We start from the raw sequence: 12,808 nt of genomic DNA on the forward strand, positions 1-12,808 counted from the left end.
TGACAAAATCGCTGCTAATAACGAACTTAACTTAAAACTATCCCTTTATGCCAAAGAGGGATTATTTACCGAAGAGCTGGTCGGTCACGATGGCGACAAGCCACTATACCGCTATAATTTAACGGATGAAGGACGTAAATATCTTAGTAAAAAATGGGGGGGAACAAATTTCTGCTTTGGAAAAGTGGTGGTTGAAAAAATTGATGAGGTTGATGATCAAATGCAAGGGATGAGAATGGTGACTTTTTATTACCATATGGAAAACGTCCCAAACTGGATAAAAAATAAGGATATTTATAGCTTGTATCCTGGCTATGGCGGTTTAGAGGAAGCCGTATTGGGGGAGAGCACTATAGGCGTACATTATTACAGTTTTGGGCCTGATGGTGAGCTACGTTTGACGGGCGGCCAGAGTGGCGGATATGTTTTATAAATGTAAATCATGGGGTTATTGCTAACCATTAGATTTTTTTGTAAACAAAATAAGCAGCGGGTTTATTTGTGATTAACCAATTTATATCATTCGATATTAAATATGGTTTATTTAATTAATTTGTAATAAAAAAATTAATATTTTTATAAATTAGATTGAAATACACTAAACAATATAACCTAATAAGGGAAATGAAAAATGAGTAAATTACGCGGAGTTATTCGGTTAGGCGATTTGACAGATCATGGCGGAAAAGTCATTACTGCTTCATCGACAATGACAATTTTAGGCAAACCTGTTGCTCGATTGGGGGATTTAGTCAGTTGTCCAATAAAAGGCCATGGAATTAATCCTATTATTGAGGGCGAATCAACTTTTTCCGATCAAGGTAAGCAAGTCGCTTTAGATGGTCATAAAAGCAGTTGTGGTTGTTCTTTAATCTCATCAATATCCGAGGTAGGAAAAAGTTAATGTCTATCGATTTAACATTACTGCCAGCTCCGTTGTCTGATGCTAAAAAAATGAATTTTTGGTTCTGGGGTGTTTTGCTTATCGTGTTCATTCTGCTTGGTTGTATCATTACAGTTACACTCAGCTTTTTTTATGACATATCAGATATCCTCTTTATTTCAGGCCTGTTTGCTTTCCCTGTTGTTTCTTGGCTGTTTATATTTTTATATGGTGTTTATCTCTATGGTAATCGTCTAGCTTATATTGAACAGTGGAATTTATGCATAGAAAAGCGTAAACAAAAATTGATTAATTATGGACAAAGAGGGTTATATGTTTTAGGGTTTTCACTTATTAGTGAACAAGGTGATGCAGGAAATGCCGCCGCTATTGTTAATAATGATTTTCTTATTACAAGTAAATTACACCCTAATAGTGGCATTATTACTCCCCACACGACTTTATCTGTGATTGATGGTATGGCATCGGAACGCATTAATGAGCGTTTAAAAGTCATTTTTACCCGTTTTGAAAAAGAATACAAAGCTAAATTTGCAGCCGTGTTAACACAATCAAATTTGCATGTTAGGTTATTTATTGATGCTGAAATTTCAAACGATAAAATAAAGGCATTATGGATGGAAACATTGGGAAAAAAAATTTGTCATCCTGCTAGCTTTGAAATTGAAGATCCCAGCCATTCATCTACATTTATAGAAACATGGTTAGACGATAGTGATCATGATGATGAGTTGCTTTTGGTGATTAATACACATCTGTTTTCTGCTCCAATTAAAGACGAAGGTGAGTTTGCGTCAATGCTAGTTCTAGCAGGGGAAAACGTAAATAGAGCGCCATTTTTTCCTACTGCTAATTCGCCATTAATAAAAGTTTATCGTAGTGAACAAAAAACGGAATTCACGCAAACTATTGAACATGCTTTATTGTGGGGTAGTGCCGATGATAACCAGTATGGCGGGGTTTGGTATAGCGGTATTTCGACAGATTTTAAAAATAAAATTATGCACTACTTTAATCAAATTCAGTTTGAAGCAAAAAATTATTTTAATATCGATAATTCAATTGGTTATGCTGGTTATTGTTCGTATTGGTTGGCATTAGTATTAGCCATTGAAAATGTATCTATGAAAAAAGATAAACAATTGATCATGGTAGGTAAAACACCACTTACCGCTTCGGTTGTGTCATATTTGCAAGAAAGTGAAAAGAGAAATAGAAAAAATGAAAAAGTTTAAGATTATATGGATAATATTATTATTAATTATTGCATTGATTGTTATAGCTTGCATTTGGCAAAATAGCTTTTCATTCCTTATTACAAAGAGTGATAAAATCATTGCTGTTTTGGTAGTATTATCTATTGCTTTATTATTATCTCATTTACATGACATTGTTTTTTTATTGTTAAGTAAAGTGGTAAATTCCAATTTTAGGATATTTGATAAAACTAATATAGATATTGACAGTGAAATAAAGGAAAATAATGAAGAAACAGATTCATTTACAGAAATAGTAAAATTTATTCAACCACGTTATGGCTTCTTTTGGCGTTATAAAGTTTGTAAATGTTTAGTTTTGGGGCATCACTCTGACGTTGAACATTTGTTACCTAATTTGTCACAAGATCAATGGCAATTGTCTGATAATACGCTCATGGTGTACGGTGGCGATATTCAAGATGAGCCAAATACACAATGGTTAGAAACCTTAAAAAAATACTTCTCGCGTATTTTACCATTTTTTAGCAAACCGCTTGATGCAGTTATTTGGGTTGTACCTAAGCATTATCTTGATGATAACCGCCAACAACAATTATTACTTGAAAAGGCAGTATTAAAGCTACAAGCTCGTAATAAAGTTTTAAAATGGTCTGCACCACTTTATTTAGTTGCAGGGCAGTCGAGTGAATGGTCACAAACAGGACGGATAGAGCAGAGTGTTGGAGTGCTTTTCACTGAGTTAAAACAAGATGACATGGAATCGGTTGTTGTATCTCTTAATCAATTAGCAAAAGAGTGTAGTCAACGTGGCGTAAGACAGCTTAAAGATAATACTTGTTATTCGTTTTTGCTCAAATTAAGTCAGAATTTAGTTAAGCGCGATATCACGAATATTAGACGTTATTTAACCTCTCTAATTGCTTTTCCTTATTCTCCTCATGTTCGAGGACTATTTTTTGTTCCTCCTCAATCAAAGTCAAATGATGAAAATATGCCTATTTTTGAGCATTCTTTAGCCATGACTCCGACATGGCAATCAATTCGAGATGATGCTAATTCGCAAATGGGGCGACGCATGGGGATCCAATGGGATATTTGGTCTTGTTATGCACTACTTTCACTTATGGGCGTAATGTGTATAGCGCTGTGTACTTCGTATTTTCGAAATGCATCGCTTATTGATGATAGTTTTGAACTTGTTAAGCAAGCCGATGATTCCATTAAACAAGATTATACTTCACGGTTACAAATACAACATCAGTTACAACAGCATTTAGAGCAGTTACTTTATCGTCAACAACATGGTGCACCTTTATTTAATCGGTTTGGCTTAAATCATAATGATGAGGTACTTAAAAGAATGTGGCTTACCTATCGTGCAACAAATTCACGTAATATTGCTACGCCATTTCATAATATCATGACCGATTATTTGAACTTATTGACTGAATTACCACCAGGCGATTCTCGTCGGGAAAAATTAGTCGATTCTGCATATGATGTATTAAAAGCTTATTTAATGATGGGACACCCAGATAAGAGTGATGGGCTTTATTTAAGCCAGTTTGCTACAACTAAATGGCGAGCGCCAGAAGGTGTGAGCGATGGAGATTGGCAACGACTTATGCCTGATTTGGTTCGTTTTTGGGGACAGATGCTTAATTTACATCCTGATTGGGCACAAAGTAATGATACTCGTTTAGTTAAAGACGTTAGACAAATTTTAATTAATAAAATTGGTGTACAAAATGCTGTTAATACACTTTATCAAGAGATGATTCAACGAGCTAGCCAGCATTATGCAAATCAAAATTTGAATCAGTTACTGGAAGGGTTAGACAGTCAAATGCTGTTTTCAACGGATACCGAGATTCCTGGCGTTTATACTCGCAAAGCTTGGGATAATACTATTAAAGATGAAATTGCTGAGGTGGCAAAATATCGAAAAGAACAAATTGATTGGGTATTGAGTGATGGAGAAAATGATTTAACGGCTTCAATTTCCCCTGATACGTTAAAAAAACAACTAACCGACCGTTATTTTAGTGAATATGGTGCTGCATGGTTAAACTTTTTAAATACAATTCAGTGGCATTCATCTAATAATGTTTCAGATGTTATTGAGCAACTGACATTACTGGCTGATACTCGCCAGTCTCCTTTAATTGCTTTAATCAACGTGGTTAAGTATCAGTCTGAAGTCGCTTATTCAGGTGATGGTTTATCCGATAATTTAATTCGTTCTGCCCAAGAGTTGATTGGAAATAAATCAAAGACAGGGTTGCCGATAAATAACGAGGCCTCTGGACCATTAACAGCAACATTTTTACCTGTTACCAGTTTACTTAATAATAACAATACGAATGGACTTTCTTTGCAGACCTATTTGTTACGCATTACTCAAGTTCGTTTAAAATTACAAAATATAGCCAATAGTGCTGATCCCCAAGCGATGATGCAAGGATTAGCGAAAAGTGTTTTTAAAGGTACTTCGATTGATTTAACCGAAACGCGAGATTATGGAAACTTAATTGCCGCTAATTTAGGTGAAGAGTGGTCTGGATTTGGTTATAGCTTATTTAAACGACCGCTAGAACAATCATGGCAAGTGGTGTTAGCGCCAGCGGCCAATAGTTTTAATGAGGTTTGGCAAAATTACATTGTTAGTCAATGGGAAAAATCTTTTGCTGGTCGCTATCCTTTTAAAAATAGTGACAACGAAGCATCATTGGCTGAGCTAGCCCGTTTTTTACGTGCCGATACAGGAATTATTGATAGTTTTATCACCAGTGAGCTAAATGGAGTATTGGAAAAGAAAGGTGGAAGTTGGGTTATCAATTCAGTCAATGCTCAAGGTCTTAATTTTTCACCTAAGTTTCTTGATGCGCTAAAATTATTTAATGAATTATCAGCAGAACTGCTCACAACAGGGGATGTCGCTTTATCATTTGATATCATGCCTCGTAGTGGTAGCAAAATTACTCGGACAGAATTGGTGGTTAATAAGCAAAAGCTGGAGTATTTTAATCAGTCTCCTACTTGGAAACGCTTTAATTGGCCAGGCGATGGATACTCACCTTATTCACAGCTAAGCTGGAGTAGTGATACGTCAGGATTACGGCTTTATAAATACTATAGTGGTGATTGGGCGTGGATCCGTTTACTTGGTTCAGCTTCTGTCAAACCGTTGGATTCAAGCCGTTATGAAATTGTTTGGAAAGCGCCAGATCAACGTAAATTAAGATTTATTTTACGTACTCAGTTAGGGGGTGGTCCGTTAACATTATTGAAGTTACGTAATTTTACTTTACCGAAAACGGTATTTGAATAACAATTAATTAAAATATTGGATTATTATTATGTTTAGCCAATTATTAAGCCGTTTTTTAGGGCAACAAACCCCTAGTCAATCTATGACAAGGGAGTTAAACCAACGTTGGAATGACTGGTTGCAACCCATTACACCAGACAAGCCTACAGGAGAGGATTTAACCTATCACGACACATTCCAAGAAATTAAAGAAGAGATCGCAAAATTGTCTGGGATTGATTACCCACTGATTATTACTGAAAGTGAAACGATATTAAAACAAAATAGTAAAGATATTCGTGTTGCAACTTATTATTGTTTGGCACGCTTATATGTAGATGGTGCGGATGGCTTTGCTGATGGCGTTGAGCTGTTAGCTGGGTTACTGAATAAATTTGGTTCATCAATTTACCCTTCACGGCATAATATTCGTAAAAATGCGGTAGAATGGCTTGCTAATGCAAAATTTGTTGATCAACTTACTCAATTACGCCCTATACCTGAACTTTGCTTGACGCGTATTATTGTTGCGTTAAATCAAATTGATCATAGTTGCCAAAAACTTTTTGTTAGTGATGATCCTAATCAATCTATTGATTCGCCCGATTTATCAGCATTAGTTCACTTTTTTAATAGTGGTATAAGTCAACCTGCTAAAACGCCCAATGTTGCGCAAGCCACTCCGGTAGCCCCAGAACCTTCTTCGCAATTAGATTCGCCTAAAAATATAACTGGAATGAAGATTGGTTCTCAACGTGATTTGCTCGATCTGGCCCGTAAAATGGCGACTTTTTTGCGTGAAAAGCCTGATGGTTATCTTGCCGCAGGTCGCTTTTTAAGGGTGCTAAGATGGGATACGATTATTGATTTACCTCCTGCTGATCATCGGGGAAAAACACGATTACCAGCCCCAAGAACAGAGCTTAAACAGCATATTAGCCGTTTAATTCTTCAACAACAATGGTCAGAGCTTTTTGAACGTGTTGAAGCTGCTTTTATGGAAAGCGCTAATCATTTTTGGTTAGATTTGCAACGGGCAACGGTAATGTCGTTACAAAAAATGGGACAGCCTTATCAATCATGGGCGGATATTTATTTAACAGATATTGGGTTGATGTTAGAGCGGTTAAATGGTGTTGAGCACCTCTTTTTTGAAAATGGTATGCCATTTGCTGATGATGAAACATTAGATTGGATTGCAAATAATGCGCGTATTCATCATTTAGATGAAGGTGATAGTATGCAACCCATTGCAGTATCTGCTGATGATGATTGGAATGAAATTGAAAAACAAGCTTTAGAACTAGCTCATGCCGAAAGTTTAGAAAAAGCGTTTTATTGGCTACAAAACTTGCCATTGTTACGTTCCCCTAAACAACGCTTTTTATTGCAATATACACAGGCAAGAGTTGCTGAGCAACTTGGCAAGCAAGATATTGCATTAAAGCTATTTATTGGTTTGAATAATCAACAACAATCCTTGACATTATTACAGTGGGAGCAAGAATTGGTGTTTGAGGTTAAGCGATGTTTATTGCGATTAATCAAGCAAAAAACGAAATCTAAAGAAATAATCAAGCCACATTTGTTAGAGTTAGTTGAGTTATTACAACAAGAGCTAATTCATCTAGATCCAGCAAGGGCATTAAGTGTGATGTAATTTTATCAACGATAAAAAATAATCTGACTAAATAATATAAAAAATAAAGAGATAAACGATGGATGATTTAATTTTACGTTATTATGAATCAGAAATGCGTTACTTGCGAGATGCAGGAAAAGAATTTTCGAAAATTCATCCTGATAGAGCAAGTCAACTGAATTTAGATCGCGTTGGTGATCGTGATCCTTATGTGGAGCGATTATTTGAAGGCTTTGCTTTTCTAACTGGGCGGCTACGCCAAAAAATTGATGATGATTTACCTGAACTTACTGAAAGTTTAGTAAGCCTACTTTGGCCACACTATTTGCGGTTAATTCCGTCATTGTCTATTATTGAATTAACGCCAAATTATATGACATTATCTTGCCCAGAAGTGATTCCCAAAGGATTACAAGTACAGACAGAACCACTTGGTCAGGCAGGTACACAGTGCCCATATCGTACGACACAAGCTGTGACGCTACAACCAATAAAAATCAGTCAAGCAAAAATAGGTATCAATTATGATGGTCGAAGCATGATTACTCTTCGTCTCCGTTTTGGTGAGTTAGCTGATCTTAAACTACTTGACTTGTCCCAACTACGATTATATTTAAATGCAGATGGACCGATTGCATCAGCGTTATATTATGCGTTAACACAGCAGGTAGCTTCAATATACTTGCGTTATGCAACCCAACCTGAAAAACGCATAAATTTGCAAGGTAAAATAACCCCAGTCGGTTTTGGTGACGATGAGCGTTTGTGGCTAAAACCTGATAATGCTTTTGCTGGGTATCAACTATTATTAGAGTATTTTGCATTTCGTGAAAAATTTATGTTTGTTGATTTGCATGGGTTAGAGAAACATGCTATTCCAGAACAATGTGATTACATTGATATCGAACTATTGCTTAACCAAACTTGGCCAAGTGATATGCCTTTTGACCATAGCAATATTCGTTTGCATTGTGTACCAGCCATTAATTTATTCGATATGGAAGCTGATCCTATTGTTGTTAATCAATTAGAAAGTGAATATTTGCTTCGTCCATTATTGCGTCAAAGTGGACATGTAGAGGTTCATTCTGTTGAGCATGTCGAGTCTATCACTCGTAATGGACGTTACCACTATGTCCCTTTTACGAGCTTTAAACATCGAGGTGGTATGTTACGGCATGATGCTCCAGAAAGGTATTATCATACTCGAGTTCGTAAAGGTGCATCGGGTTTACATGATACTTGGTTGATTTTGGGCGGTAAGATTTGGGATAAAGAGGATGAGCTTGAGCCAGAAACTTTATCATTACGCATCACTGGTACTAATGGCATGTTACCTCGTAAAGCATTACGCAATGCTCGAATTCATGAGCTGTGTCATTCGCAAAATTTTATCGCAAAAGTGAGAAATTTATGCTCTCCAACGTTACCTTGTTATCCACCAACAGAAGATCGCTTTTATTGGCGGGTGCTATCGCATTTAGCACCTAATTATCTGTCATTAATGAATGCGGAAGTGTTGCGTGGAACACTTGCTTTATATGATTGGACTGATAACGAATTAAATCGCCGCCGTTTAGAGGGAATAGTAGAAGTTTCTCATCGAATGATCAAACGTATTGAAAAAGGGATGTTGCAACGCGGTATAGAAATTGAGGTGACAATTAACAGTTACCAATTTACAGGTGATGGTGATGTGATGCTTTTTGGTGAGTTGTTACACCAATTTTTTGCATTATATGCCGATGTTAACTTATTTACGCAATTAGCGATTATAGTTTTACCAACAGGAAATAAAATTGTATGGAATCACAGCAAAGCATCGAAAGCAGTCCTTTAATGCAGGCTCTTGAAAAGAACCTGCCAAAAATGAATTTTTATCGTTTTTGTCAGTTAATTGAACAAATTTATGCAGATGGTCCTGTGTTGGGTAAACACGAAACCCCAACAGCGGATCCTTTGCGTTTTGCTCCATCTATCGATATGTCTTTTCCGGCAAGTGAATTGAAATATATAGAGAGAGCGCCTTATATTAATCGGCCAACTACAGTTAGAACTCGATTTTTAGGGTTGTATGGTGTTGATGCTGTATTACCACTCGGCTTACTTGATAATATTATTCGCCGTGAAGAAAACTATCAAGCCATGACCGACTTTTTAGATATATTTAACCATCGAATAATAACCCAATTTTATCGGATTTGGTTGAAATATCATTATCCGGCAAGCTTTTTAGATGGCGGAAAAGATCCGATATCACTATGTTTACTTGGATTAACGGGATTTGGTATCGAAGGAACGAGTAAACAAATTGGTACACCACTATCTCGTTTTTTAGCATTATTAGGTTTAATTACACAAAAAACACGTACAGCCGAAGGTATAGTTGGGTTAGTGCGAGTGTTAGTCAATGATGCAAAAGTTGTTGTAAGTGAGTTTCATCCTGTTTGGCAATCCATTGATAACCCCGCACAGTTGGGGGGAAAAAGGCATGAACAAGCTGCTTTAGATGGTGGTGCTATATTAGGATCTCGCTTTAGAGAATGTAATCAAACCGTCCATATTGCAATTACTCCACAACATGAAAGCCAGATTGCAGATTTACTACCTGGTGGGCAATTATACTATGACTTATTGGCTCTATTACGCGCTTATCTGGGATATCAAGTGGATGCCAAAATGACGCTCTATATTCAGCGCCAATTTTTACCTCGTAGTCAATTGGTATCTAAAAATAGCCGATTAGGGCAAACTGCATCATTTACTAAAAAAACAGTAGATGGTGAACCTCTTCAAGATGAAGTCGCTGTAAATTTAGGCTGCTATTACGGCATTAGTTATGCAGCATAATATAAAGAAAGGAAATAAATATGAAAAAAATTTATATATTCATTACTATCTTATTAACTATGTGTCTAACAGGATGCGGTATTGCGCAAAGTGTCTCAGAAAAAGCGACTGATTTGAGCAACTCTATTTTTAAATGGGATGTAAGAACTTTGCATCTAGATATTACAGCAAGAGCTGAGCTAAATATGGATGATGAAGGGAGATCCTCGCCAGTTGTGATTCGAATTTATCAATTAAAAGAAGCTGACGTTTTTAATTCTGTTGCTTATCAAGAGTTAGTTGATCAAGATAGCGATGAACTAAAAGATTCATTGATTGAAAGTAAAGAAATAGTATTAAAGCCAGATACCGCTATTTCTATTGATGTTTCATTTGATAAAAAGGCTAAGGCAGTAGGTATTGCTGCGCTTTATAAAGAACCAGACTTAAAAGATAATAGCTGGCGACTAGTATTAAAACGCGGAGACTTAAACATTACTCAACCACGTCAAATAATCGCAAGTCAATACACAATAAAATTGGTGGAAGAAAAATAAATGAGTGCTTCATTATACGACCAACTTTATGGTTATTTTGAATCAGGTATAGCCGTTGAAGATGTAAGTGAAAATGAACAGACAATTATCAGCGTAATGGATAATATTGAACGTATTTTAAATAGCCGAGCAGGTGCTGTAAAACACATGCCAGATTATGGGTTACCCGATATGTCAACGATCTTTCAAGCTTTACCGTCATCGGCTTATGTTTTAATGAGAGCCATTGAGAAAACACTGCTTCTTTATGAACCAAGGCTTGCATCAATTAAGGTTAATATTGCAGAAGAAAGCAGTGATTCAATGGTGCTTGGTTATGAACTTATCTGTCATTTTAAAGAAGGTGGACTAGTTAAGTATGGGACTTATTTTATGCCCGATGGAAAAGCGTGTTTGAAATATACACGAAAAGATCGCAATTATAGGTATAGCTAAGAAGCAATAGTTCATACTTAAGATAGTATAAACTAATTATGCATCGGTATTTATTTTGGCAAAATGGGAGACTGATAAACAAAATAACTCCTTCAGTTACTTTTACTTAAACTAAAACCTAAAAGAATTGGGTGATAGAATCTAGCTTCACCCGTAAAAGCAATTGCACAATATCTAAGATGGGAAGTGATGATAATAAAATTTTGCTTGGTGATTTAAAAATCATATATCATTTTTTAAAATCATTTTCTATCATACTAAACATAATCTGTGTAAGAAAATATCGGGGCATTTACATTTCATGATTAAATTAACCCACTAAAAACATATAGGGCTTTTTAATAGGCATTGCTTAAGCTTTTGTTCTCTCTCTTTTACATCTCTAACTATTTACACTACCGAAAATATGATATGGGTAATTTAACTTTTATAAATAGCGGAAAAAATACGGTGGAGTAGAAAGTTCAGATATCAAACGCTTAAAAGAACTTGAGACCGAAAATCACAAACTTAAACAGATAATTGCCGAATTGAATTTAAAATCACAGCTTCAGGAAGAAATCATAAAAGAATGTATGCCCATCAAGGAACAAAAACATGGGCAAAAGAACTACAAGCCACTAAATCAATCCAATTGTCATGAGCTCTTAATATTATCAACCTAAGTTATTGGATGATTAATTTAGTATTAAACGATATAGCTGAAAAACATTTGCGCTGTGGTTTCCTAATGAAAGTAAGTTTTCCCGACCGATCGGTTAAAAAGTTATCTATTTCAGCAATACAGCAAGCTTCTAAAAAATGTGCTCTGTCCATCCAAAACAGGGAAAATGCATTGAGTCCATTTATTACAGAATTTGGTAACCATATAAACCGTCACCTTTAACAGGTAAATACACAAAATTTAGAATAGTATCTCAACATCCCCTGCTACAATAGTTATTGTGCAAAAAAGTATCCATTAATCATAGATACTTTTTATGCTTGATAACACTCAACCCAGCGTAAGTACTGTAACCAAAAAGGATCGAACTCACATTCAATTTTAACTGATAATGTACTATATCGGTTTGTTATTTGTTTAACTAATTGGAGTACTGACTGTTTATTTCCTACATACCATAGCATATTTCTTACACCTTCACTAAAACTGTTTTGGCAATGAATTCCCCTCTCATCAGCACGTAAAGCAAGATTAATAGTATCTTCTAATTCATAAACAAGTGAAAGTGTCTCTTTACTATCAACATCAACTATAACATTAAGTGCATAACAATAATTTTCATTTCCTAACAAAGAATTAGCCGCTTCATTACGATGCACTAACATTTTAAGATCTGTTAATTCAAATACAATCCATTGATCTTCTTGAATATTAAATATACCGGTATGTTTTAAATCTTCTTTCCATAACCGATCAAAAATAGTTACAAATTGGTTAGCAGGAATTGTGGTAGCACTCTGATCTATCTTTAAAAACTCAATAGCTTCTACTCTAACAGCAAAATCATATTCACCTAATAGGTGATCGAGATAGATTAATGCCATCGTTTCTGCCTGTTTTATCATCTCTTCAGGGACTGTCTTAGCAAACATAATACCGATAGATATTTTACGACGACTTTCTTTGTATTGAATTAATAAATCAGTTGCACCTAATGAAAAAGAACTCTCTTTAGATGTTATAACAAATGTATCTACATTATTAATGCGCTGACGAAATGCTTCTACTTCGAAAAACTGAAGATCAGGTGCCTGTCGGGAAATTTCTATTACATATTCGAAGCGTTCAATTTTTCCATCCGCAGTAAAAAGAATTTTATGTTTCTTAGTATCCCCTACAGTAATTTCAGCAATGACATCTAACTGATTTTCATCTAATAGATTATTAATATTTTTCATTATATCTAA

9 protein-coding genes and 1 pseudogene are annotated in these 12,808 nt (G+C 35.5%); 9 read left to right on the forward strand and 1 reads right to left on the reverse strand.

Annotated elements, in window-relative coordinates:
• From A9G44_RS13590 to tssE, 9 genes and pseudogenes are all read left to right on the forward strand, one after another.
• Positions 1-433, forward strand: a pseudogene (locus tag A9G44_RS13590) (hypothetical protein); the annotation flags it as partial.
• 198 nt (positions 434-631) lie between these two features.
• Positions 632-904, forward strand: coding sequence for a PAAR domain-containing protein (locus tag A9G44_RS11190; protein ID WP_034915139.1), 273 nt, complete (start codon positions 632-634; stop codon positions 902-904).
• Positions 904-2,139 carry a hypothetical protein gene (locus A9G44_RS11195; RefSeq protein WP_065611069.1) on the forward strand — a complete coding sequence of 412 codons (1,236 nt, stop codon included), beginning with the start codon at positions 904-906 and terminating at the stop codon, positions 2,137-2,139. The genes A9G44_RS11190 and A9G44_RS11195 overlap by 1 nt, the downstream gene beginning before the upstream one ends.
• The gene (locus tag A9G44_RS11200) at positions 2,126-5,455 is read left to right on the forward strand and encodes an ImcF-related family protein (protein ID WP_065611071.1); all 3,330 of its coding nucleotides are present in this window, start codon (positions 2,126-2,128) and stop codon (positions 5,453-5,455) included. The genes A9G44_RS11195 and A9G44_RS11200 overlap by 14 nt, the downstream gene beginning before the upstream one ends.
• Positions 5,456-5,483: 28 nt before the next feature.
• Positions 5,484-7,094, forward strand: a complete 1,611-nt coding sequence (gene tssA, locus A9G44_RS11205; RefSeq protein WP_065611074.1) for a type VI secretion system protein TssA — start codon at positions 5,484-5,486, stop codon at positions 7,092-7,094.
• 58 nt (positions 7,095-7,152) lie between these two features.
• On the forward strand, positions 7,153-8,916 hold the full coding sequence (gene tssF / locus A9G44_RS11210; protein WP_065590735.1) for a type VI secretion system baseplate subunit TssF: 1,764 nt from the start codon (positions 7,153-7,155) through the stop codon (positions 8,914-8,916).
• A complete protein-coding gene (tssG, locus tag A9G44_RS11215; protein ID WP_065611076.1) occupies positions 8,880-9,926 on the forward strand; it encodes a type VI secretion system baseplate subunit TssG in 1,047 nt (348 codons plus the stop codon). The genes tssF and tssG overlap by 37 nt, the downstream gene beginning before the upstream one ends.
• Positions 9,927-9,946: 20 nt before the next feature.
• Positions 9,947-10,462, forward strand: coding sequence for a type VI secretion system lipoprotein TssJ (tssJ, locus tag A9G44_RS11220; protein WP_065611078.1), 516 nt, complete (start codon positions 9,947-9,949; stop codon positions 10,460-10,462).
• Positions 10,463-10,897, forward strand: a complete 435-nt coding sequence (gene tssE, locus A9G44_RS11225; RefSeq protein ID WP_065611080.1) for a type VI secretion system baseplate subunit TssE — start codon at positions 10,463-10,465, stop codon at positions 10,895-10,897.
• 978 nt (positions 10,898-11,875) lie between these two features.
• Here tssE and A9G44_RS11230 read toward each other — a convergent pair.
• On the reverse strand, positions 11,876-12,808 hold a 933-nt coding region (locus tag A9G44_RS11230), incomplete at its 5' end, for a DUF695 domain-containing protein (protein WP_218837595.1).

Origin of the sequence: Gilliamella sp. Occ4-3 (assembly GCF_001690675.1) — a bacterium.
GTDB classification, from domain to species: domain Bacteria; phylum Pseudomonadota; class Gammaproteobacteria; order Enterobacterales; family Orbaceae; genus Gilliamella; species Gilliamella bombi.

Bases quoted from the DNA above. Each gene is read 5' to 3' on its own strand.
- A9G44_RS11190 (WP_034915139.1), top strand. From the start codon at position 632: ATGAGTAAATTACGCGGAGTTATTCGGTTAGGCGATTTGACAGATCAT.
- A9G44_RS11195 (WP_065611069.1), top strand. From the start codon at position 904: ATGTCTATCGATTTAACATTACTGCCAGCTCCGTTGTCTGATGCTAAA.
- A9G44_RS11200 (WP_065611071.1), top strand. From the start codon at position 2,126: ATGAAAAAGTTTAAGATTATATGGATAATATTATTATTAATTATTGCA.
- tssA (WP_065611074.1), top strand. From the start codon at position 5,484: ATGTTTAGCCAATTATTAAGCCGTTTTTTAGGGCAACAAACCCCTAGT.
- tssF (WP_065590735.1), top strand. From the start codon at position 7,153: ATGGATGATTTAATTTTACGTTATTATGAATCAGAAATGCGTTACTTG.
- tssG (WP_065611076.1), top strand. From the start codon at position 8,880: ATGGAATCACAGCAAAGCATCGAAAGCAGTCCTTTAATGCAGGCTCTT.
- tssJ (WP_065611078.1), top strand. From the start codon at position 9,947: ATGAAAAAAATTTATATATTCATTACTATCTTATTAACTATGTGTCTA.
- tssE (WP_065611080.1), top strand. From the start codon at position 10,463: ATGAGTGCTTCATTATACGACCAACTTTATGGTTATTTTGAATCAGGT.